This window comes from uncultured Gimesia sp. (assembly GCF_963976445.1).
GTDB lineage: Bacteria > Planctomycetota > Planctomycetia > Planctomycetales > Planctomycetaceae > Gimesia.
Genome location: NZ_CAXBKP010000028.1, coordinates 40,338 through 64,247, shown reverse-complemented (window position 1 = coordinate 64,247; position 23,910 = coordinate 40,338). Strand labels below are relative to the sequence as shown.

Below are 23,910 nucleotides of genomic sequence, written 5' to 3'. Positions count from 1 at the left end.
TTACTGTATCAAGACTGTAGCAAGCAGCACTGTATGGTGAGAGTTGTTTTTTAAACTGTAGGTGAAGTTGGATTGCTCACTCAGGAAGTTTATGAATATAGACGACATTCGGTATAAAGAATTGGGTAGTTTAGAAAAGGAACTATCAAAAAAGTGATAAATAATTCAGAGAAACCTTCTTAGAATATTCTGATTTCATACCCTAGAAAGCTAAATAGGGTTTCTGTGGGGAACTTCAAACTGATGCCTTTACAAATAGAACAAGAGATATATGATCACATGTCCTGTTTAGGTGTTCTATGCAAATGGGACTTAAGGTAGGCTATTGAATTGTAAAGCAAGCTTTGACAATTTCATTGGTGAGAAATAGGAGGTAAATTGGAAACTAATAACAAACCTCAAACTCCACAACCTCCAGATGAAAAGATTGATCTGGTGTATCCTGATTTAGCATTGATTCTATCAGATGCGGAAATCAATTCTGAAGGACTTCGAACTAGTACAGTAGAGAACATCACCAAAGAACTGGAGTCTCGAGATCATAACCTAACCGTAATTGAATGGGCTATTTATTTCGCATGTAAAAGAAATTTACTGATATCGAATACTATTAGAGAGAGAAAAATTAAGTCACTTGGTCGAAACTCGCGTGAGGCAAAGGGGGAGATAGTCGATACCGATGCAATTTGTGCCACAAAGGAGTTCTGGGAATCTTGGACGGGAAATAAATTCTCACAGCGACAAAAAGAAATAATAGTGCTTGTTCATGGAATCCGAACTTTTGCAAATTGGCAACCAATGGTTAAGAAGGTTTTAGAAGAAATTCCTCAAACCGAAGTCATTCCAATAAAATATGGGTATTTTGATGCATTCCGTTTTTGGTTTCCACTTTGGACTCGTCAAGGATGTATCAATGACATTCGACATCAAATTCAAGAAATTAGGTCTGAAAATTCAGATGCTTTTATTTCAATTTGTGCTCATAGTTTCGGGACATATGCCATTACTAAAATATTAGAAGATAATCCAGATTTTAAGATTCATAGATTAGTTTTAGTAGGATCAATTGTTAAAAGGTCGTTTAAGTGGAAGAATGTTCGATCTCAACTTGATACTAATGTAATCAATGACTATGGGACTCGCGATATTTGGCCATTGCTTGCCAAATGCTTAAGCTGGGGGTATGGAGATACCGGACGTAATGCTTTCGGACGAAATAGAGTAAAAGATCGAAAGCATTGCTATTCACATAGTGAATACTTCAATGAAGAATTTATTCGTGCATTTTGGAAGCCTTGGTTTGAACATGGAAATTTTGTTTCAGAAGTACAAAAAGATGAAAAACCGCTTTCTTGTACAAGCAAAATTCTAAACGGGTTCATTAGCAATTTATCTATATTGCCACTTCAGTGGATTTTTACTGTTGTATTGTTTTTGTTAATTTCTTGGTTTGTTGTAATGCATTTACTTCATCCTCGTGGCCCAATTCTATCGAATTCATCCCCATTAGAACCAAAGCCAATGAGTTTTCCTAAAGAAGTGCAAGACTTACCTATTGAAGAATTAATTAAAACGCTCAATGATGAGAGCAGTGACACTACTACTCGAGCCGCAGCACTTTCCCGTTTAGTAAAGGCGAAAGCAATTCCTGATCGTGCTGCTATGGAATTGATGATGTCAATCATGAAGGAATTATCTAAATATTGGACTTCAACAGAGCGAGAACAACCACAAATTAATGCTGCTATAGCTATTCTTAATGAGTCGTGTAGTGGTCTACTGGTTCGTAAAGAGAATATGTCTTTTGTACTTGAACAAGCTCAGGATCCACAATGGAACACCGAAAGTCCTAGTATTGATGAAAAACACCTTTTCACTCTTTGGTTTGAGTTTTTTCGTACTGCAATATTTCGACATGAACTCGAGGAATTCGAATTCCTAAATGATGAGTCTTATATGGCACAGTATTTAAAAAACATGAACCGTTTAATGGTTAATCTACCTTTCGACAAATTACAGAAGATGATTAATTCAAAGGTTCTCGGTTTCCGTCTTATTGGAGCAATTCAAGTATTGAGTGACTGCAGCTTGCGCAAAGAAAAGGAAGATTGTAGATTGCAAAAAGAAGAGGAAGTAATAACATCTGCAGTAGATATCGTACAGCATACAGTGGAAGCCACATCAGGAAAAAAAAACGCCTTCTCACTCGCGGCATCAGTGTTTTCAACTCTGAATGGTCAATACGTCGTTGTCGGCGTTGATCGGGAAGAATTAATTCAAACAGCGTGGAAAATCGTAATCGATGAAAAGTCGCATGTGAGTCGTTCTACTATCGTGGAACGAACAAATATGCGATTGAGGGAAGGGCAAGAAAATGTAGATCTCTTCTATGCTACTGTTGCATGGTTAAAAAAGGCATGCCGTTATAAAAGTGCGTCGGTAATTATTGAGCCACAAATTGTTCAGTTTCTTGAAAAGCGACGAATTTCTTTACTTACTGAACATCCTCAAAAAGTTAATGAGCATATTGATAGTAGAATTTCTGCTTGTCTTGATATTCTATTTGAGATGAACAATGCAATGCTTCCGTTAGATCAACGAGGCAGACCAGACCTTCGACTTCAGCCTAAAACTATTGAAGAAATTGATTTACTTTTCAGTGTTGAATCCAAACAAGTGGGAGATTTTAGGTATTACAAAAAACAGTGGGAAAATCTTAAGTTCTTAATTCTAAAATCTGAGAAATAACAATCCACAATTTACTTTCTCAAGTATAAGCAAATGAAAAAAGAGACTGAAGGGGTTGTTAGAACATGGGACATTAACTTTGTGCTAACCGTTCGCCATGCAGCCCGTCTTTCACTGCAGCGTGATGAATTAGATAAAATTCAGTAGCTGCTGCTTCGCGGCGAAAGTTCTTGCCTCAGGTTTGAGTCTCAGGCAGGCTACGGGGCCGATGGCCAAAGAGCAATTCATTTACTCCCATACCCGGCAGCTATTCAGTACCTTGGAAAGTATTTCCCAGCGGTCAGGCGTCAGTCGAGGGAAGGCTTTTGAAGACTTATTGGAGGCATGTGTTGCCGCTCTGGCTGCTGAAACGATGGAACCCGCCTATTTTGAGGCGATCAAGGCCCATTTAGAGGGGACTCAAGGAAAACGGGGCGTGGATCTGTTTCCGAAGTTTCTTGCACAGTTGATCGAGGGTATGTCAGAGCAGGATCAAGATCTGCTGGGAGATTTGTTTGAGGGGAGTATTTCTTATGGGGAGAAGGGACAGTTTTTGACTCCGGAATCGGTTTCTCAGCTCCTGGCAAATTTGACGATTGATGTCGAAGGAAAAAGAGAAAATGGGAAGACGCAGACCATCAACGACCCGTGCTGTGGAACCGGACGAATGCTCCTGAAAGCGGGAGAGATCAATCCAAATGCGGAATTAGTCGGTCAGGACATTGATGCCCGATGTGTCCGGATCACGGCCCTCAATCTCGGATTACGGGGTAAGTATGGCTATGTCATTTGTGGGAATTCACTGACACTGGAATCGAAGTTAGCCTACCGGATTGGCAGTTTTTATCACGAATCTTCCAATGGGAGACGGCGAGGCGTGATCCGTGAAATCCCGCTTGAACAGGCTCCGGTTCCCTTTGTTTCTGACACGACACGAAGTGCAACACAGGATTTGTTTTCTGATGAGGCAGAACCATTGAAATCAAGCCAAGTACAGGAAGTACCCCAGAATATCATTGAAGTTCCACAGTGGTTATTCCGGCTGGAACAGCGTATGGGCGATGTGGATTCTGGGAAAGGCACAATTGAACCAGCTGAAACAGAGAAAGAAGAATCTCCCAGTACAAAGCCAGCGTCTGATACCGACACAACCAAAACGCAGAAGAAACTGTTTTAAGCTGACTGGTGTCTAAAGAAGCCATCAGAATTCGGTTAGTAATTTCCTTCTATGCGAAGGCATGCTAAACTCACCTCGAAATGCAGACCGTTTCGATCAACAACTTCGGGTTTTTAATTGCTTATCTCGTCCCTGGTTTTACGACTCTTTGGGGAATCAGCTTCTTTTCAACAACCGTTCAATCCTGGATCAGAGTTCTTCCCAGTGAAGCACCAACGGTGGGAGGGTTCTTGTATGTCACAATCGGTTCGGTGGCTGTGGGGCTCACAATCAGCACGATCCGCTGGATTGTTATCGATACGATTCATTATTGGACGGGGATTTCTGATCCAGGTTGGAATTTCTCAAAACTGCAGAAGAATATCAATGCCTTTGATCGATTGATCGAAATTCATTACCACTATTACCAGTTCTATGCCAATATGCTGATAGCGACAGTCTTTGTCTATTGTTCAGCACGGATTTCCAGCGGGTTTCAGAAAGTGCCATTTGGATGGGCTGAAGTAATTCTTCTGTTTTTAGTGCTCCTCTTCTTTGCAGGATCACGTGATACATTGAAAAAATACTATCGGCGAATTGATATGTTCTTGGGAACTGATAGCTAGGGAAGTGGTGAGAATCACACTGAGTCAATACTTATCAGAGCTCGATGCGTTGCAAAAAATCAGCGAGTGGGACGTTATAGATCTTACAGAAAGAAGCAAGTTCAATCACGTCAATTCTTCTTTCGCCTGATTCACACTTAGAGACAAATGAAGCGTGAGCTCCAAATTTTTTCCCTACTGTCGTTTGGGTCAATCCAGCTTCAATACGGGCTTCTTTTAAAGCTTTTAGTAGCTGTGAGTATTTTTGTGAGTAACGGGATTTCTTCATTTAGCCTGCTCTTTTTAAATTTCTAGTTGCAGCAGACTATTCGGTTGGGTAGAATTTCCCAAAATAGGAAATTTCCTATGTCGGGAAATAGATATTGACACACATTTACTGAAAAGGAGAAAAGAGATGACGAACGGCGGTTCAAAGGGGCCTGAAGAAGAAAAGAAGGAAGAACCTACACAGTCACCCTCGACCACAGATGTGGGGAGCACTTCTAAAAAAACACGTTCTGAAGAAAACTAAGGGGGCAGGGCGGCAAATCAATTTAAGTTTGTCGCCCTTTTTCGGTGACAGCCTGTTGTGCTATTTCCAATGATATAGCTGTACTCGTTAATTGCGAAGCAATCGTTGCTCGGTTCGCCATCTGACGTTCCGTGGTAAGTTGCATCCTGATTCCATCCGAAGAATCGAAGCGATTCCCAAATGCATTTGATTCAATGTCATCGGGGGGGTATCCGCCCGCCGCGTTTCGACGGTCAGGAGCCAGTTCGCTAACAGACATACTGTCTGATGACACCACCATGACTGTTTCCTGTACAGAATGTGGTGAGACTTAGCTGATTCATGAGCCTTTCCTCTTCTCGCAAAACTGATCCAGCCCCATTTTGACACTTGTGACTGTAGCCAACCTACCGTATGGCAGTGTAGTTCAACGCGAATTATGATAACCAAGCAAACACTTATTGCCTTTATGAAACCAGAATTCTTTAGTTTTTTGTCGGGAATTCAAATGTGAGAAAATCAGCCTAGACTTCCCCAGAAATAGTGGCGAGGTGTTAAGGTTAGGTGGCCTGTTCAAACTGTTCGGGGCTTTTATAGCCCAGGGCTGAATATTTTCGCTAGCGATTGTAAAACGTTACGAAAATGCAGAGTGAGGAGCAAGGGGAGACTCACATCCTTCCAAATATTGCTTTATCCATTTCTTTGTCCAACGTTTATCTTTCATATTTTGCTCTGGATAAATATACAATCCGCTGATATCACCTGTTCCCACAGTGCAAGTGGAAACACCTACGTCTATCGGTCTGCTTGGTGGTTCATCACATTTGATTCGACAATGCGACATTTGTCGTTCGATTCCATGTTCAGGCAGGCCGAGAAAGCTTACTCTCAATTCTGCCAGCCCTCCACATGTAGGGCATTGGATCCATTCCTCAGCACGATATTCGTCTACCCAACGAATACCTAACCGAATACCATTACGTCTCAACTTTTTAGGAGCAGTATTCCAAGGTGGATCATTTTCTGACCAACCCGCTAGTTGTTCCTCTTCCCGTTCCTTTCGAATCTGATACTGTTCTTCTTCCCATTGATCAACTTGTAAACGTAGATATTCTTGAATTCTGTCGATCTCAGCAGTTGCATCAGATTCTGTCAGATAAGGGCCGGAAATTAGTTCTGTATTTCCAATCGGATTCTTTCCAGTCGATGCATTGTCTTGCAAAAATGCATATCCACCAGGCCTTCCGTCGTTACTCGTATAGAAAGTGTGCAGGACATAATATTTGCGAGTTCCAACTATAAGCGAATCTTTGGGAACAGATTTAGATGTATCGATAAATTCACTCTCGGAAGTACCATTCCTGAACGTCTCGAAAAATTTAAGTGAGGTTTCACTCAAAGGTGTTCCCTCTAATTTAAACAAACCGATATAACCTGAACTCGTTCCTGCCCAATATATTCCTTGATCATCCAAGGGAGTACACTTATCAATCGGGAGAGTAGGGATTTCTGAATCGATGAAGTCGTCATGTTTGAATTGAAGCACTCGGTCGTTCCATGAATCGAAATCAATAACTGATGCTTCTTCAATCATTACAGCGCAATTATTAGTTTCGTCAATTTGTAGAGAGATCTGTCGATGCGAATGAGCGTAGCCCCTGCTTACACAGATATCGAGTACTGTGTCATTCTCACGAAAAACTGCCTTAAGAGTTTTTTCTTCGATAGAACAGATCTTAGGTATCAAGAGTGGATCGCTTGGCCTGTCGACATACCATATCGCAAATTGTACCAAATCGCCTTGAGATTCAGTCGTAAACATTTTACCAGACTCTGAAACTGCGATCACTTTTGCCTTATTGTTGGCAATTTTCAGTTTATAAAGATGCTCACTACCCTCCAATTGCCACTGATAGCAAATCCCCTTTTTGCTTACTGCAGATATGCGTTTGCCCTCATCAAGCCATACAAGATCGCAAACGCCGGATTCTACCTGATAGCAGTTGATTACTCTGCTGCTTGGATCAACATCCTGTACATACACACGGCCATTGATGTCTCCTGAAGCCAACTTACGACTATCGTGCGAGAACCGAATTTTGACTGGATTGAACATAGAATCTGGATTAACATGCTCATCAAAACGCGAAAATATCTTTCCCTTCAGTTTGTCAACGATAAGGATTAGTCCATGCCTGCATCCGAGTGCGATAAATTGGTTACATTTTGAGATATCCATGGAGCAAACAGAAAGTCGCGAGCTAATCCCATTCTGTGGTTTATAGGAAATGGCTTGAGTCCAAACCACTTTCTGATTAGCACATTCCATAAGATTGAAATTGATTTTTCCCGGTTGGTCTCTGATTTCAGCTGGAGTAGCACTGACGGTTAGGAGTTTATTACCATTATCCATAAGGCAAATGGTTTCATGATCCTCGTTTAATTTTAAGTAATCGATCAGATCATTTTCATGAATTCGGTACCGATAGAAATACAAGCCCGATTGAACGCCTTGTCGCTTCGTCAGCAAAGAAACTTCTGTTTCAACTTGATTGAAACATAGGGAAACTAATTTGCCAACAGGCAGCCGATGAATGATGCCTGAGCGAACATTCCCAATGACAACTGTTTCATCTTCACTTCCCGAGCAAAACAAATTACCACTTGGAGACAGATTGACGCTTACAACCGGCTCCGTATGACATTCGTACTTATATAACAATGCGCTATTATTTGCAGAAAAGAACTCTACTGATCCGTTATCGTTGCCACAGATCAGAAGGTCACGTCCGTTCGATTCGAGACAAGGATAGTCATCGACCGATGCTCCACTTTGTGTTTCCGTTTGGATTCTGAGAAAAACAAAATTGTTCTCCGCAGGGGGCCGCAGTGCTCGAAACCATCGAAATTTAGAATCATTTTTCTCCTTGCCTTGCTTCCACTCATCAAGCCATGGACGAATAACATCCTTTAATATCCGCTGTTTTTCTGGTGCGACATTCATGTCGCTCACTACGTGCTGCTTCAACTCTTCGGAGTGCCACCACCAACTGTGGTTCCACACATGCTGAAAAAGAGATTCGGAATCTCGTGAAATCCAATCATTCGATTGGCGAATTGAATCTTTGAGAAGCTGACAGTGCCAAAATAAATCTGAATCGACAGGAAACAATCGCGCTGCCTCATACAGATCTTGAATTAGAAATGCCGTGTCTCCAATTTCTACTCTAGCCTCTACAAATCTCCAATGCAGCAAAAGTTTCAACTTGTGTTGTGCATTATCAACAACATCGATTGAAGAATTGTAGCGCACCGTTTTGATTAATTCTTGCGCCGTCCTTTTCAGAAATTCACGCGTGTATTCCACGTAATTAGTTGGATGTCGCTCGGCAAATCGTTGGCAAAACCATTCAAAACTCTTCATTCCATTCAATCTCCTCAAAATCCGAGATGGCCTTACCGTAACCAGCTTCTCCCCTATCCATTCCAGCTGCCCGAACAGCATCATCAGACATTAAAAACTCACGGAAGCTATTATGATAAATGGAATATCGTTTATTCTTCTCTGCATCGATTTCAATTCGGAGAAATGGTTGCCACTCATCAAGTGTCTGCTGGATAGTTAGCATATTGAGTTTTGACCACGCCGATATCTCTTTTACTGTGGGAGCTACTTTGCTTACTGTTAGATAAAACAGAACTTTGGGACGGTCCCCCTGATGAGCGAGCATTCTACGAAAATGGTTGTGGTAATATTGAATGAGCCCCTGAGGCAAAGCTGCTACATTAACTGGATCATGAGCAATATCACTGAGAAGATAATGTAGATACATAAAGTTGCATTCACTCTTCTCAACTAGATCTTCAATTGCATCTTGAGTAGATATCTTTTTACACGAGATCCAAGTTTGAAATGCTGTTTCAAATTCTTCATCTTCAAGTAGATGTCTAATAAAGCCTTCAGCATCATTTTTATTTTCTTGAGGATAGTTTCTCAGATCGAGAGTCTTTCTCGGGCATGTTGAAACGAGTCTCAGATCTTTGACTCTGCGAGTAGAAACGACGACATGTACCCCATTTGGCAATGTTTGAGGTAAGAAAAGAACATTTGAGTATGGGTCTTGCGATGACGTGTCGACTTCATCCAGAGCATCTACAACCAACAAAACTCTTTCGTGAGATTTTTCTGCTGCCTCCTCCAACATTCGACGCAGCAAGCTACCATCCACATGGTTGTCTTCCGGTAGCGAGCGAGGTGCACTTCCCAATGAGTAACCAGTAAGAATTTGTGTGCAGACGTTCCGGAGAAATTGTTTCGGCTCCGTGATTCCATCAGAGACGACATTGAAGTGCCGAACACAATCATTGTTTCGAATGTATTTCGACATAATAGTGCTCTTACCCACCCCAGGATCACCTTCGAGGATGTAGTAACCTGCATCATATTGTTCCTGAAAGGATGAAATGTCGTCTAAAACAAACTTTCGGCTCTCAGGGGCAACAAATGCAGTACGGTCTTCGATCAACGCTTCAAAGAGATCCACATCGGCAGATAAGCGATCGTCTGATGGTTTGAATCTTGAAAACTCACCCCAAAGGAGAAGGCGTGGATCTTCAAGAGAAAGAGCTTCAACCATATTTTCGAAATTCTTACGATACACGCTCTTTCGTCGTCGTTCTCGTCCGGCTTGCCTATATTTTTTTATTGACTCAATGGAGATCTTTGCTTTATCCGCAAACATCTCATTCGTCATTTTCCGTTCCTGAAGCCAGTTGACGAGCTTTTCTCCATCGATATCAACATTTCTCAGGGATGTCCAATCTTGCATCAAGATATACCTCCGAACGCCTCAAACGATAATTCTGAGAATACCCCCAGATGAAGAGCAGGATACCTTCAGACGCCCCTCGTGATTATTTCACTCTCTTATGACAATTATCAAAGACGGCAAGTGGAGTGTTCAAAGCACTCCACTCACCAGTTGCCTTGGCCGAAACAAGCGACCAGACAACCCGCAAAGCTCCTGTGTACGAAGTTCTACGGACTATCCAGTTGGAACTGAGTATGCCTGATGCTGTACGAATTGTCAAGTATTCGCCCGTTTTCAGTCTTGTGCTGAAAGCGGGTTTTTTCGTGATGGAAGCCAATATCTGCCGTAAACGGAGAATCAATGAAAAAGACAGTTATGAGATTGGTCGTTGTGACTGATCCAAAATGCGAGTCGTTGGGGAGGCCGCAAAACCAAAACCCCAACGACTCTTTCACCACGACCATATGCCGCAGAGATTACAAATATAGCATGTTTGGAATCAAAGCGCAATATGGTCGTCAACCTTTTGGAGGTTTGATTATGCCAAGACTTCTCTATTTTGATTCCTCTTCCCCCGTTCTGGCCCTCCAGGGAGTTTCTGACCCTCCTCATCCACCCGATACAATCACAACAAGAGCGGGTGATGAGGAGAGAAAGGATTCGTTGACGCAAAGACAACTTGCTGCCATCGGTGAGTTTCGTCGTGATCACCCGGAATCAGAAATGGCTTTGTTGGAAGATTTCGAACTTCGGGGCCGATCCGTACGTGATCTTGCTGAAATGGTAGAATACTCCTGCAATCCAGGAACGATTTCTCGTCGCGTCAATCGCATGCGAGAAAAACTCCGAATCCACGTGTTGGCGGACTCACAAGAGTTTTTACTCGGTTCACTAAAAACGGGATTCACATTGTGTCCCAGGAAGGGCGCTCTTGTTGAAGGCGTAGACGGCTATGCTGTCAGTCTCAAGGAGACTGACAAAACCTTTCGTTTCGCTCCCAGCTACTTGCAGTGTTATCAATTCCTAAATGACGTCTGGCGATCTTTGAATGAACGATACTGTGATGGTTTCGGGGTTCCAATTTCCGATCGATATCTGGGGGGATGGATCGCCGACGATGAGCAGTATGAATTGAACGTTTCAATTCTGATCAAAGATTTTCAGTTGGCACAAAAAATAGCCTGGGAAAATAACCAGCAGAGCATTTTCCATCTGTTAACTGGTAAGACGTTCAAAGTCATGCATCCTGCTCAAGCAGCATAATTTGCTATGGCACTGGAGTCTGAATAAGAGCCCTTGGAAATCCAGGGGCTCTTTTTAAGCGCAGCGCTTCAACCTAATAGTAGAGGGGCATGAAATAATCTTGATAATCAGAATCATCAACGTTTATAAATTGCCCGCTCTTTTTTCTTTGTCATAAACATGCCCGGATGTGTCCGGTCATGTAATGAACATTATAGGAATTTGAAGAATCGGAGAGCACCATGTTGTCGGAAGCAACCAGCACACTGATTCCCGTATCTCCGCTTACTCTTCACGGGAAAGAGTCAGACGTTTTTGAGTTTAAACCAGAAAATAAATCAAAGACCACCAAGCCCGTCTATCACGCACTGGCCGAACATCAGATTCAGGAAGAGAGTTGGGAATTCCAGGAGCTGGCAGCATGGCTACAGCTTTGGACCCAGCGGTTCAATGAGGAATTTAAACTGGGACTCTCAGAAATCTCTCTTTGTATTGAATGGCTATCGATTCATCGTCTGGGGCACTTTCGCCATGGCACAAACGGCTTTGGTTTGAAAGGTGAGATCGCCATCAATCGGCGGCACCTGCATTCCCGCGACCCCTGGCAAATTTTAGGAACTTTGCTGCATGAACTAGTCCATGCCTGGCAGGAAATTTACGGGAAACCGGGTAAGCATAATTACCACAACAAACAGTTTCAAGAAAAAGCCCGTGAATTCGGTTTGGTTATCAATACTAAAGGACAAACCCAGTACGAACCGAATTCTCCTTTTTTCGCAGTGCTTCAAAAGTACGGTGTGGAGACACCTGCGATTCCACCAGTGACTTACGTCACTGGCCAGGGGAAAAGCAAACTGAAGAAATGGTCGTGCCAGTGTGAGAAACCGATCAATGTTCGGGTCGCTGCACCTCACTTTTATGCACGCTGCATGTGGTGTGGTGAAATATTCGAACTACAGGAGTCGTAAGAACACCCCGATCCGCTATTGAAAATTTTCTGAAGGAGTAAGTGATGTACCTGAAAATAATGGAGAAAATCAGTCTATGGTGCACATTATTTTCGCTTTCTTTCTGCATCGTGTATCTCTTCAACAACAATTTATTTGGTGCCATTGCTTCAGGAGCAACGACCGCATCAATCAAAGCACCATTTTTGCTGGTACATGATTATGTCTGGTCAAAAATTAGAAGGTAATCGTTGTGCCTCAGTTCAATGAAAAAGAAAGGTTTTACAGTGATGTATACCATCCATAAATATCACACAAAAGCGAAATGTGAATATGCAGGACGCGAAGGAGAGGCGGTCGAAATATCATCTGCAGATGGAACGATTGATCATGCCATCCTCAGTTTCCCCGAACTGCAAAAGATTCTTCGATTTCGTCAGTCACAGATTGAAAAGAAGAATGGCGACTCTCTTAAAGAGAAAAGCGCGGGATCGAAGCACGTGTGATTTTAACTCTGCATTCTGACGAGAAAAATCTTTTACTGTTTGAGTCAGTCCGGTTGTACTGGCTCAATAAAACTAATCATTCCTGATATGAAGGAGCACCAATAATGGCAGTGACCAAAAACTATCGCGTCGATGGTACCGATGACTACACAATTAAGTATGAAGAAAAAGGATGGCTCAGTCCCACCTACAAAATTACTTGTACTCGACATCCTCACAATCCTCGCAGCAACAGTGTCAATGACTGTCATCTTTACTCAAGTGGTGAAGTCTGTGTTGCAGCGGGCAAAGAGCCCAAATCGCTCGATAAAGCGAAAGCGATTGGAATGGCATTTTGTGAAGGATATAGCCAATACGTCCGTACTGGAAAGTTTCCCAACGGTCGTAAACGTGTGAATGTCTAAATGCATTATTTTTTCGGGTCATTGTCACATCGGGCCAGTTTCCGGCGATGTAATGATGACAGGTCACTATGCGGAACGACATTTATGAAAGGGTTCGCTATGAAAATCGTGCTATTTGGAATCGAAGAGCTGGATAACGGAACTTTACATTCTGACAAATAATGAAAAGTTTTGCATATCCATTCGTTATGTAAGTCCTCTACCAGGGATCGGCGGACAAAGACCGGTCTCTGGTTTTTTTAGGCCTCAATCATCCTCGTTCAACCTTTAACCACTCGGAGCACCAATATGTTTCATCTACCAAACACTTTTCTTGCAGATCTGCCGGGCCTTCTGCGTAGAAATCCTCATCAGTTCGCAGCATCTAACCCATTTCGCTCACCAGAAGTATCAGAACAAAATCGTCTGATTAAAGCAGACCCCATGATTCCAGCAGATCATCAAATGCAAAGCAGCCAGGCTGACGACACGGTGGTCTTCGGTAACGACAGAGTGGCCGGGTTCGGTTCGATCCTGAAGATGGCTCAGTCAGCTTATTGTAAGATTATGGATGATCTTGTTGAACAACCCTTTCGCAGAGAGAAAGCAGGCATGTTGCTGGGACCGTCAGAGGAAGACGATTTGGTGACGCATTATATCCCAGATAAAAACGGACGGGCGACTTATTCCTCATTTACCTTGGACGCTGTCAGTCTGAATAAAACGTTGCGTAAACGAAAAGGGGTTGGGTTGAACTGTAAGGGGGTCGTGCATGCGCATCCGCCCGGTGTGCTGCAGCCTTCATTCGGTGACCTAGCATATGTTGCCCAATTGTTCGCCAACCCCAAGAACACGGAAGCGACTCAAGTTATGCTGCCCATCGTTTGCAATGGCCGGCTTTATCCTTATCTCATCCAGGCGGAGAGTCCTCGGGAAGTTCTGATTCCCCGTTTGGTTCTGATTTGATTGCTTTGATGAACACACAAATAAGCTTCAACTGATCCAAGAACCCGATTTAAATTATTAGAAAGACTGAACTCATGCAATTTGCTCGTATTGAAAATGTAATTGATATCCCGGCTATCCAAACCAAAGTAGTCACCATTGTCGGTGCAGGTGGGTCGGCTCCCCTGATCGAAAACCTGACACGGTCTGGTGTTCAACATTGGAAACTGATTGACCCCGATATGATTGAGAATGTGAATATCTCCCGGCAAGGGCATTCTCCAGCTGATATTGGGATAGAGAAAGTGGAAGCGGTTGCCAATAAAATTCGAGCCATCAATCCCGGTGCCACGGTCGAGTGCTACCCGATCGATTTTACGAGCTTAAGCGATGACGAAATTCGTGAAGTATTTGGTGATACCGATCTGTTTATCTTTGCCACCGACAGCTTTGCAGCACAATCTCGTGGCAATGAGGTTGCCTTACTGCTTAACACCTCAGCGACCTGGATCGGCCTTTATGCTGGTGGATTAGGCGGAGAAGTCGTTTTCTGGCATCCTGAATTGGAGTGCTGTTTTCAATGTCTCTGTAGCGGTCGCTACAAAGCCCAAGCCAAAGCGAAAAATGAAAATCGTTCACTCGATCCACCGAGTGACGGAGCCACGATCTTTGATATCCAACTGCTCGATTCGATTGCCGGTCATCTCTGCTTAGGGTTATTGACCCGAGGGAGTGACAATCGTTTTGGTAAATTGATCGACCAATTGGGAGATCGACAATTCATTCAGGTCAGCATCAGTCCTGATTTTCTTGTCAATGATAATGATGTCATTCGGAAGCACCTGGGAATTGATGAAAACTGCCTATCCTATTTCGCCTGGAATGCGATTGCGTTGAGCGATCCTGATCAGGGAAATGAGTATTGTCCTGATTGCGAAAAATATCGCGGAATAAAGTTTTTGCCCCCTTTTCTTGGCGCGACTTCATTCCTTCGGGGCAGAACTGATCAAAGCCATGTGGACCAGACTGTTGAATCAACTTAAGGGAACGCTGACTTCACAATAACAATGTTGAATATGAAACATGAGGTAAATCAATGGAACCAATTCTTGTACTCGGTGCGTTGACCGGCGGAGTCTGGTGGATTGGAAAACGGCTCTACCAGGCAAGTCAGTCGGCGAATGCACGTCGGACTCAACTAAGAAATCAAGAGACGACTGCGACGCAACGTCAGGTCCAAAATCGATTGCAGCTTCAACGTCAAAACAGAGAACGTCAGCAAAGACAAATCCAACTCAACAAGAAATACCGAGAATTGCAGGTGGTATTATTGCAAATCGGCCAGGCCCCTGATTTTCAGCGGGCTGCTTCCCGTGCTGAAGCGGCCCGTGATGTGCCTATCGCTTCACGGCAACGGCAGTACCGCCGATTTCGACCGCAACTGGTCCGGCATTTTGTGAAGCGATTGCGTGCGGGTGCCGATGCCCAAATCTTGCTCGATTCGTTGACCACTCTTGTCGAGGCGCTGGGGATCGCCAGTTTTGAGGCGAGCTACATCCAACAGGAAGCCTCGCGACAGGGGCAGCACAGGAACCAGCAACCAACAGAAAACTTTTCTACGACACTGGAACGGATGCAGCAGGAGCACGCAGACCGAGCAGCCGCCCTCAATCAGGCGGCCCTTGATCCGGAGACAAAACAGCAACTACTGGAAGCCCAGAATCAACGTTTGGTGGAATCGTTGATGGAAATGACGCTTGGAAATCAGGGAGATACGGCATGAATCAACTGATCCGAGTTCCCACACAGAAACAAACTCCATCGCGACAGAAGAGATCATTCTATTCATCATCGCAGCTCTTTCAGAAGAGTATGGCGGGTATCCTGATTTCTGGAGATTCAGGCTTTGGAAAATCCAATGCGATGAAGGTACTGATGCAATCATTGGCTCTTGAGGGATACGGGTGGATGTTTATTAGTCCACATGGCGAAGATCCTGAAGATATGCGTGATTGGTGTCTGGCACAAAAGGAATCAATCCGTAACCGAGTAATCTACATCGATCCGGCTGATACGTCACGGACGACGTGTATCAATCCCCTCTCGGTGGAACCAAGTTCTGATCCCATTCAATATCGTGCTCGGTTGACCAATAAAATTGGTCACGTCAGCCGAATATTGTTGAGTGCCTGGGGCGAAGAAGACTTCAATAGCCGGCCTCGGCTGTTTACCTGGACGATGCGCATTCTGACGACTTTGGCTCAACTTGGTCTGCCGCTTGCCGATGCCAAACAATTCCTCGATGTTGGTTCAGATATTTACAATGCTCTGGTACAGGCAGTGCCGGATGTGATGGCACGGCACTTCTTTGAGAACCTGGCCGCCGGGCGTCCGCAGGATATTCGGGAAGAGATAGAATCGACACGCAATCGAATTCTCGGGTTTTTCAGCAATCCAATTACCGAAGCGATGCTCTCCCGGACAACAGGTGTGCTCGACTTCGGACAGCTTCGACGAAAAAATGCGATCGTGATTGTTAATCTCAGACGGGGTGGTGTATTACGGGAAGAAGACCAGCAGATTCTGGCGAATCTGTTCATCGCCGAGTTGCTGCATGATGTATTCAATAGCGAAAGACCAGTCCCCTATTTTGCTTTCTTAGACGAGCTTCCGGTCTTTGCCAAAGGGTCGGGACCGGAACTGACAGCAGCAGCCGGCCAAATACGGAAGTTCATGTTGCGGCTGGTTTGTGCCACACAAGGAGCCAATCCATTCCCGGATCGTGCAGATGATCGTTTGCTCAATGCCTTGATCGGTCAGTGTGGGCTGCATTTTTTGTTTCGGCATAAGCATCCCTATGATGCGAAGTTTTTCGGAGAGATCATTGGTCTTCCTACCTATGATCCGAAACGTGTCAAACACGAAATGGTTCAGACCCAGCAATATCAGGCGGGACATGATTTAGTCACGTTGATGGATCGAAGCGAAAGTGAGTCTGAAACGGAGGGAACCGGTGGCTCCGAATCGGATGGTACGAGTGATACCGAACAATGGAGTGATACTGACAGTCATTCAAGGGGGACATCAAACAACCGTTCTGATTCTTCGGGTTATACAAAGCAGATGCAACAACTCCAGAATGCGGTGAGTCAGTCTCAATCCCAGGCGACTGGGACTTCGACCAATAGTTCGGAAGGAAAATCTACGACAAAGGGAGGATCACGAGGGAACTCCCATCAGACTTCCAACAGTTGGTCGAAGTCGGTCGGAAAAACGTTTGGCAAAACATTCAAACAATCACTGGTTCCCCGACTGCGGTGGCGGTCGGTAGTGACCGGGATTACCTATTTTACTCCCCAGGAACATCAGATGATGAATGCCACGCTGCTTGCGTCGCTCCAGATTGGAGAAGCGATTGCCCACGGATCAGGGAACCCGATGAAGATTCAGTTCCCTCTCGCACAAGACCCCGCAAGATGGTCGCCCAAATTTGTGGCTCAACATGTCGAACAATACTTACAAATTCTGGCACAGATATTTCCTTCGCCGCGCGAGGTGTTGCAAGCACACCAAACTGAACTGGAAACCATGATCAAAAATCTGGGGCTGGCATTGCCGGAAAAAGATACCGGTGATGACCCTTTCCCCAATTGAAGGTGAACCATGATAACCACACGTGACATTCCGGTACTTGCTGCCTTGGGACGGTATTTTCTGATGAATCGACGCATGATCCAGCAGGAGTGTTATCCGACCGACGTGGATGGTCGGCTTTCACGCCGGCGCCTCTCGGCACTGCTGCGGGATGGCTACATCGGCAAACAAAGAATGCTGGTTGTCAACCCGCGCGATGAGACACCTGCTCCCGTCTATCATCTGGCGAAGCAAGGTTGCCAGTTTTTAGCGGAGCATTTTGAAGATGATCGGTATTTAGCGAAACCGACCAGCATCGCGCAGCCGATGCACCTGTACCATTATCTGGCAGTCGCCAACACTCATATTCTGCTCGACAAAGCGATTGCACAGAGCGAAGTCAAATTGATGACCTGGTGCAACGAGCAGGAGTTTCTCAATCCAGAGAACCCTGATTCCAAGCAGCGAATTCGCTTGTATTCAGAACTGAAGACGGTCCCTAAAAAAATCATCTGTGCTCCGGACTCCGGTTTTCTGCTGGAAGTAGACGGGCACCGTGGTGTCTTTTACCTGGAGCAGGATCGAGACCGTGATAATTACAGTCACAATCGTGTCGCGGCGTTGAAGTCACCCGGCTATACGGAACTCCATCGCCAACAACGGCACCGGAAACAGTTTCCGACCACGACCCTGAACCGGTTCACGGTGGTGATGGTTGCACCGAGTGAAAAACGGCGTGATGCATTGCGTCGCGCTTTTCATAAAAAAACAGGTGCGGATTTCTGGCGGTTCGCATCACTGACGGAATTAACACCGAAAACATTCCTGCATGAACGGGTCTGGTATCGTACCGATTCCGATGAGCCACAACCGTTGGTCAAAACAGCGGCACCATCAACGATCTCTTCGGAACCGACTTTCAATAGAGAGGATGTAGACAATGTGTTGGCAGTCTCAAAATCATGATTGTTTAGCCTGTTGCCGGGTCTCCGGGCAGGTCTCCGCCCCGACATACGCTGGCTGTTTTGTGGGTTGTATGTGTATTTGTTTGCCCACCAACGACTTACGGGTGTCGCGGCTGTCATTCGGCAAGCTCAATCCATCCCCGACCTCACAGCTTTCCAAGGGGGTAACGAGTCAACCTGTGAGGTCGGGGCTAGATCGCCCCCGACACCCCCGGAAAACTATCCGTCAGCGTCCGGCCATATGCCTGACACTGCCGGATTATTTTCCACTCTTCTTCCTTTGGTCAGAAGAGTATAAGTCGTACGCCCTCCCATGTATGTTGTTTTGTTTTTTACGAACCGGCAATGCCGGGCTGTTTTTGTTTGGTCGACAGCACGCAAGGCTGCATAACAGTCCATTGCGTACGTTTCCTGCGAATAAATTCCAGCATGACTGGATTGAATACATCCAGGAAGTTCGAGATCTCTTGTACACGCTGACACGGCAGCGTTTTACAGGAGCGAATTTTTTCGATGTCCGCCCACGGGCGGTTTTTGTACCCCATTTCACCCCTAACAGTATGGAACACGTACCAACCACAGTGCGACACGATGTCGATTCCAAAATGATCGCACCGATTTTTATTGCGAAACCAATGTGGTTTCAGTTTTGGAAACAACCCACTCTGGTCAATATGCAACTGCTCGCCCGCCAGGTCGACCTTGCTAATGACTGGAATCGGTTAACAGAACAGAGGCGAAAATTTTTCGAAGACCTAAACAGTTTTCAGAAGCAGACAACTCAGTTCAAAAAACAGGAAGGAAAGTGGCGAAACCTGTTTCAGACCATCGAGTGGGCTTCACAGCCAACTCGAAAAACCAACAAGCCCCGTGTCCTCCCGGGCATGGGACTTGAATTGAGCCTCCTGGCTCTGCATTTGGTAGTGGGAATCGCATTTATGATGGTCTAACCATCATGACGGAAGCGATTCCGAAGGAGTGAGAACAGTGTGTCATACAGAAGTTGCCGTTGTCAACTTCTGTATGCAGGCTCGCGGATGTGTTGAGTGTCGTTTTCGAACGTACCAGACGCTTTCTAAAGCTGACCATGATTCCCATTAGGAATCCAACTCGATGAGCAGGTTATTCTCCCTCGCTCATCAACTTTTATTGGATGCAACGACAGGTTTCAACTTCCCCCGACCAGAGAGGGTTGGTTTGGTATTTAGTTGAGACAGGTCTTTCGTCCCGTCAACTTGACGGATTTCAATTTCTTTACTCCCAAGATCATTATGGAAAATGACAAGAAAACAACACCGGCAAAAGTTTCTAACACCTCTAACAAGGTTAAGGAAGCAAAGCAGCCACCCATTTGTCGTGTGGAATTCAGTGGCATCAGTGCTGCTGTCTGGCCCAAGCAGATTCCCTCTGCCGACGGTAAACCACGCGAAACGTGGATGGTCAGTCTCACCCGTTCCTACCGGGACGGCAATGAGACAAAGCGAACGCACGTTTTATTCCCGGAACATTTACTTCCTGCTTCGATGGCTCTCATCAAAGCATGGGAATTCATTGAAAACGGTGGCAAATCCGAGGAGAAGAACGATGCATAAGGATGTAATCGCTACGGTGGAGGTTTTTTCTGGTTTGAGTTTGCTCAAACCAGAAAAACTGGAGTGGGAACAAAGAACTTCGGAACGATCGCCCTCTCGATCGTTCCGCACAATTCACTGCATCGAAGCTTTGCCTTCCACCGATTACGGACGGTGGAGAGTAGGGCGAGGTGCAGTCCCCTCACCCGGCATTCGAGGCCGGGGAGTAATTTCATTTCCCCCTTTATCATGGATGATTCACGTGCTACATCATCGGCACACTCTCCGGGACCGTGGAATTGGTCTTGGACAACAAAGGACAAAGGGTCATGGAGCATATACACGACGGACGAATTCACTGGGCATGACTGTGGCGGCAATCCCATCGCAGATGTTTGTTACCGCGAACATGGTGAGAGATTTGCCAACACGCGGCTCATTGCCGCCGCTCCTAAACTGTTGCAGAAATGCAAAGAGTATTCTATTACCTGTACTACTCGTATTGAGGTGATACAGGATGAAGAAGGCCAGTACTGTGACTGTGACGACAAAGGCGATCATGATAGGCATTGCGATGCCGGTGAACAAATTGGTCACTGGCAGGCAATCAAAGACATGGTTGATGCTGTTATCAATGAAGCCGAAGGTCAATGACTCTCAATTTCGGAGACAGCCGTAACTGTCTCTTCCTACTCCCTGGAGTAGGAAGCCGATAGCTTCGTTAAGCGTCGCCGCCAGGCGTACCGAGCGTTGTGAATGGCTGATAATGATTCACTTGATGGATCGAATTCGATGAGCGGGAATCACTCCCCCGCTCATCACCCTTTTTCGATTTGAAAAAATTCCTGACATCCCTGTTGAAAATGTTCACGATCTTCTTGCGCACTTTGCAAACTCGTGTCATTGTCGCAGTCTGCCTGCCCGACTTGTTGGTTTTTTAGTGCAGACAGGTACACGAATCTGACGGGTTGTTGATTCATTTTAGAAGCAATCCAAAACTGCTCCTTCCACAGAAAGGTTAATCCGATGGCTAAGAACAGCAGTAAGAAATCTGAGAGTGCTAAGAAACCAGAAAAAGTCTTTCGCATTGGTTATGTATCGGCTTCTACCTTCGCCCACGAAATCGAAACGGATGAAGGCCCGATTACGATCCGTAGCGTCAATGTGCAGAAACGGTACAAGGATGGAGATGACGTGAAATACACCTCGTCTTTCAATCTGGCGGAATTACCGCAAGCAGTCCGTGTTTTGCAAATGGCACAGAGCTACGTCGAACGGGCTGAGGCCGAAATCATTCTGGACTAGAGCCCTAACAGATTCGTTTCTGGACGGTGATTGAACCTTCAATCACCGTCCCACTTTTTCTTTTACTTAACTTCAACGGCAATCACAGGAACAGTGCCATGAATAAAAACATTGGTGGAGTCATTCACTCGGCGGAAGCCTACAGCAAGACGATGGTGTTGCAACGTCTCGGAATATCACAGCGATTTTGGGACAAACTTCTGGATGAAGGTCTGCCGTATGCAACGATCGGACACACACGTTGGGTAACCGGCCACAATCTGATTTTGCATTTAGAAAATAATTCCCACACCAAGTCAGATGAGGCAGAATAGTCCCCTGTTCTGAATCATTATGCCTCGTAAACCTGAAATCGGAAATATCCAGTTGTATCCGGACCGGCCACTCAAAAAAGCCGACAAGAACGGTTACGTCTTGAAATTTTATTGCCCGCTGCATCAGAAACGGATCAGGAAGAGTTGCGGTACTCGCGAACGTCGAGAAGCCCGTCGAATCATGAGAGAGTGCCGCGAGCGTTTGTTGAATGGTCGCTATATCGAATCAGGTGGGGTGATCACTGAAGAACTGGAAATTCAGACGCGTTTGCCAACTCCGTCGGTAATGCGAGGTGATGGGGAATGTGTTAGTGAGATGCATTGGCAGGATTGCTTTGAACATTACTATGAACATTGCAAGACTCGAATGCGACCAAAGTCTCTGGAAACAGCGATTGGACGAGTTCAAATCGCCAGTCGAATCTTTGAAAATTACCGGAAAAAAATGAAGCTGCCAGAGAATGCTAACATCGAAGAATATACAACACTGACTGTCTTGGAGTATTTACAGGATCGGTTGCTTGCCGGTGAAGAAGGCGTCTATGAATCTCGTTCTCTGACAACAGTCAATACGATGATGGGATCAGTTATGGCGTTCGTGAGGTACTGTCATCGTCATGGTTGGGTTGGTCAAGTTCCACCAATCACAAAACTGAGTGTAGATGATGTAATGAAGGGGCGGCCGGTGACCAGTGAGGAATTTGAGAATATGCTTGCTGCCACTCCAGAGGTCGTTGGCGAGAAACCGGCAGAATCTTGGAAGTATGTTTTGCAGATACTCTGGGAGAGTGCATTTCGCATAGGGGATGTGATGAATTTCTCGTGGGATGATGAGCGAAAGATTCACCCCGTTTGGCCGCGTCACCAGAATTTGCATCCCACATTGATCATTCCCTCTACTCAGAAGAACGGTAAAACCCAGGAAATTCCAATGTTGCCAGGATTGCAGATGCTTTTGGATCAGGTTCCTGAGAAGGATCGCCAGGGATGGGTTGTGAATCCCCTACCGATGGAATATCAGATTAAAGCGGACAGTGAATGGTTCAGGCCAACGGACACCGACCTTCAGAAATTGGCAAAGGAGTATAATAATTCTGCGATCGCCAGGGCCTGTGGTGTTTCTGAAACGACAGTCCGAAAATGGCTTTCGAGAGCAAAGATCAAGCGGCAGGAAGAATTTAATCGTCACCAGGGAGAGATTGATTCCAGTTCGATTGCAAAACTCAGAAAACGAGCAGAAATCCAGACGAGTAGACAGGCTCAACGAAAGGAACAAAGACTAACGGCCAAACGTGTCAGTCGCATTATTTCGATGATTGGGGAGCAAGCCCGAATTGTCGTTCAACAACCTGATGAAGAAGCAGGTCGCCGGCTGAAATATGCGTCGGCCCATGATTTGAGACGTGGTTGTGCGCATCGATTGATCAATGCTGGTGTTTCTGCAGAAACACTCAAAATCATTTTGCGGCACAAAGATTTTGCAACTACAGAGAAATTTTATGGGGCTACAAAAGCTGCCCAATCTGCTGCTGCGGAAGTTCATGAAAAACTTATAAGTCGTTCAGTTGGAAATGAGTCCGTGGATGAAGTACCTCTACTATCATCTGAGGAACTGAAGAAGTTGAGGAATATACTCAATTCGATTTGAGAAGGTCGATCATGGGTTGAAAGAATTTTCGCTATTTTAATGGACAAAAGGTGCCTGTTGTTTTCTCTGGAGATCGCAATCTTGGATCAATAACGCAACAATAAGTTTTTATATACATCTGATCTTGACAATAATTGGTGTTGACACAACAATAGTGTTGTGTTTGTGTTGTTGGTTGGTCGAAAAGACAAGGAGTAGAAATTGATTCCTGATTTTGAACCAGATGAAAACTTACCTCCGGGAATCCATCTCGTGTCATGGGGTGTTTTTGCCAATCACTTTGGATGGAATTCTCACAGAACCGGGTTATTAACGGGCTTGGAAGCAGGAATTCAATGCCTTCAAATTGCTGGTTGTTCTACCTTATTTGTTGATGGTAGCTTCGTGACTAAGAAGGAGTTACCGGGCGATTTCGACGCTGCTTGGGATCCAACGGGCGTAGATTTGGCAAGCCTCATGATTGCCGAGCCAGTATTTTTTGACTTTCGTAACTTTCGAGCAACCCAAAAAGCAAAGTTCGGCGGCGAGTTTTTCCCGTCAAGCACAAAAACCGGTAGTGTAGGAGACACTTTCCTAGAGTTTTTTCAAAAAGATAAAAACACAGCTGCGCCTAAAGGCATCATACAGATCAACATATAGGG

The 23,910-nt window shown here is 45.1% G+C and carries 24 protein-coding genes; 19 read left to right on the top strand and 5 right to left on the bottom strand.

Going from position 1 to position 23,910, the window contains the following annotated elements:
* Positions 1-378 precede the first annotated feature (378 nt).
* From AAC022_RS22950 to AAC022_RS22940, 3 genes are all read left to right on the top strand, one after another.
* A complete protein-coding gene (locus AAC022_RS22950) occupies positions 379-2,748 on the top strand; it encodes a hypothetical protein (protein WP_339734854.1) in 2,370 nt (789 codons plus the stop codon).
* A 208-nt stretch (positions 2,749-2,956) separates the two neighbouring features.
* On the top strand, positions 2,957-3,904 hold the full coding sequence (locus AAC022_RS22945; protein ID WP_339734852.1) for an N-6 DNA methylase: 948 nt from the start codon (positions 2,957-2,959) through the stop codon (positions 3,902-3,904).
* Positions 3,905-3,984: 80 nt separating this feature from the next.
* The gene (locus AAC022_RS22940) at positions 3,985-4,509 is read left to right on the top strand and encodes a hypothetical protein (RefSeq protein ID WP_339734850.1); all 525 of its coding nucleotides are present in this window, start codon (positions 3,985-3,987) and stop codon (positions 4,507-4,509) included.
* A gap of 34 nt (positions 4,510-4,543) precedes the next feature.
* On the opposite strand, the gene AAC022_RS22935 is transcribed toward AAC022_RS22940, so the two are convergent.
* From AAC022_RS22935 to AAC022_RS22920, 4 genes are all read right to left on the bottom strand, one after another.
* Entirely contained in the window at positions 4,544-4,777 is a 234-nt protein-coding gene (locus tag AAC022_RS22935) for a helix-turn-helix transcriptional regulator (protein ID WP_339734848.1), read from the bottom strand.
* A gap of 265 nt (positions 4,778-5,042) precedes the next feature.
* Positions 5,043-5,300, bottom strand: a complete 258-nt coding sequence (locus AAC022_RS22930; protein ID WP_339734846.1) for a hypothetical protein — start codon at positions 5,298-5,300, stop codon at positions 5,043-5,045.
* A 333-nt stretch (positions 5,301-5,633) separates the two neighbouring features.
* Positions 5,634-8,423: a WD40 repeat domain-containing protein gene (locus AAC022_RS22925; protein ID WP_339734844.1), complete on the bottom strand. Its 2,790-nt coding sequence runs from the start codon at positions 8,421-8,423 to the stop codon at positions 5,634-5,636.
* On the bottom strand, positions 8,410-9,828 hold the full coding sequence (locus tag AAC022_RS22920; protein WP_339734842.1) for an ATP-binding protein: 1,419 nt from the start codon (positions 9,826-9,828) through the stop codon (positions 8,410-8,412). Before AAC022_RS22920 ends, AAC022_RS22925 begins: the two co-directional genes overlap by 14 nt.
* Positions 9,829-10,064: 236 nt before the next feature.
* Between AAC022_RS22920 and AAC022_RS22915 the strand changes: the two genes are divergently transcribed.
* From AAC022_RS22915 to AAC022_RS22860, 12 genes are all read left to right on the top strand, one after another.
* Positions 10,065-10,208, top strand: coding sequence for a hypothetical protein (locus AAC022_RS22915; RefSeq protein WP_339734840.1), 144 nt, complete (start codon positions 10,065-10,067; stop codon positions 10,206-10,208).
* A 142-nt stretch (positions 10,209-10,350) separates the two neighbouring features.
* Positions 10,351-11,073, top strand: coding sequence for a hypothetical protein (locus AAC022_RS22910; protein ID WP_339734838.1), 723 nt, complete (start codon positions 10,351-10,353; stop codon positions 11,071-11,073).
* 221 nt (positions 11,074-11,294) lie between these two features.
* Positions 11,295-12,020, top strand: a complete 726-nt coding sequence (locus AAC022_RS22905; protein ID WP_339734836.1) for a SprT-like domain-containing protein — start codon at positions 11,295-11,297, stop codon at positions 12,018-12,020.
* A gap of 269 nt (positions 12,021-12,289) precedes the next feature.
* Positions 12,290-12,505: a hypothetical protein gene (locus AAC022_RS22900; RefSeq protein ID WP_339734834.1), complete on the top strand. Its 216-nt coding sequence runs from the start codon at positions 12,290-12,292 to the stop codon at positions 12,503-12,505.
* Between the two features lie 104 nt (positions 12,506-12,609).
* The gene (locus tag AAC022_RS22895) at positions 12,610-12,909 is read left to right on the top strand and encodes a hypothetical protein (protein ID WP_339734832.1); all 300 of its coding nucleotides are present in this window, start codon (positions 12,610-12,612) and stop codon (positions 12,907-12,909) included.
* A 423-nt stretch (positions 12,910-13,332) separates the two neighbouring features.
* On the top strand, positions 13,333-13,854 hold the full coding sequence (locus AAC022_RS22890) for a hypothetical protein (RefSeq protein WP_339734830.1): 522 nt from the start codon (positions 13,333-13,335) through the stop codon (positions 13,852-13,854).
* Positions 13,855-13,928: 74 nt separating this feature from the next.
* Positions 13,929-14,876: a ThiF family adenylyltransferase gene (locus AAC022_RS22885; RefSeq protein ID WP_339734828.1), complete on the top strand. Its 948-nt coding sequence runs from the start codon at positions 13,929-13,931 to the stop codon at positions 14,874-14,876.
* Between the two features lie 53 nt (positions 14,877-14,929).
* Complete coding sequence (locus AAC022_RS22880) at positions 14,930-15,616, top strand: hypothetical protein (RefSeq protein WP_339734826.1); 687 nt, start codon at positions 14,930-14,932, stop codon at positions 15,614-15,616.
* On the top strand, positions 15,613-17,487 hold the full coding sequence (locus AAC022_RS22875) for a hypothetical protein (protein WP_339734824.1): 1,875 nt from the start codon (positions 15,613-15,615) through the stop codon (positions 17,485-17,487). Before AAC022_RS22880 ends, AAC022_RS22875 begins: the two co-directional genes overlap by 4 nt.
* Positions 17,488-17,496: 9 nt before the next feature.
* Positions 17,497-18,432, top strand: a complete 936-nt coding sequence (locus tag AAC022_RS22870) for a hypothetical protein (RefSeq protein WP_339734822.1) — start codon at positions 17,497-17,499, stop codon at positions 18,430-18,432.
* A 316-nt stretch (positions 18,433-18,748) separates the two neighbouring features.
* Entirely contained in the window at positions 18,749-19,381 is a 633-nt protein-coding gene (locus AAC022_RS22865; RefSeq protein ID WP_339734820.1) for a hypothetical protein, read from the top strand.
* Between the two features lie 321 nt (positions 19,382-19,702).
* Positions 19,703-20,023 (top strand): hypothetical protein, encoded by a 321-nt coding sequence (locus AAC022_RS22860; RefSeq protein ID WP_339734818.1) that lies wholly within the window; start codon positions 19,703-19,705, stop codon positions 20,021-20,023.
* A gap of 306 nt (positions 20,024-20,329) precedes the next feature.
* Here AAC022_RS22860 and AAC022_RS22855 read toward each other — a convergent pair whose 3' ends face one another.
* The gene (locus AAC022_RS22855; protein ID WP_339734816.1) at positions 20,330-20,653 is read right to left on the bottom strand and encodes a hypothetical protein; all 324 of its coding nucleotides are present in this window, start codon (positions 20,651-20,653) and stop codon (positions 20,330-20,332) included.
* A gap of 375 nt (positions 20,654-21,028) precedes the next feature.
* Between AAC022_RS22855 and AAC022_RS22850 the strand changes: the two genes are divergently transcribed.
* The 4 genes from AAC022_RS22850 (at position 21,029) to AAC022_RS22835 (ending at position 23,908) form a co-directional block, all read left to right on the top strand.
* Complete coding sequence (locus tag AAC022_RS22850) at positions 21,029-21,307, top strand: hypothetical protein (protein ID WP_339734814.1); 279 nt, start codon at positions 21,029-21,031, stop codon at positions 21,305-21,307.
* 98 nt (positions 21,308-21,405) lie between these two features.
* On the top strand, positions 21,406-21,621 hold the full coding sequence (locus AAC022_RS22845; RefSeq protein ID WP_339734812.1) for a topoisomerase II: 216 nt from the start codon (positions 21,406-21,408) through the stop codon (positions 21,619-21,621).
* Between the two features lie 19 nt (positions 21,622-21,640).
* On the top strand, positions 21,641-23,269 hold the full coding sequence (locus AAC022_RS22840) for a tyrosine-type recombinase/integrase (RefSeq protein ID WP_339734811.1): 1,629 nt from the start codon (positions 21,641-21,643) through the stop codon (positions 23,267-23,269).
* A gap of 201 nt (positions 23,270-23,470) precedes the next feature.
* Positions 23,471-23,908 carry a hypothetical protein gene (locus tag AAC022_RS22835; RefSeq protein ID WP_339734809.1) on the top strand — a complete coding sequence of 146 codons (438 nt, stop codon included), beginning with the start codon at positions 23,471-23,473 and terminating at the stop codon, positions 23,906-23,908.
* The last annotated feature ends 2 nt before the right edge of the window (positions 23,909-23,910 follow it).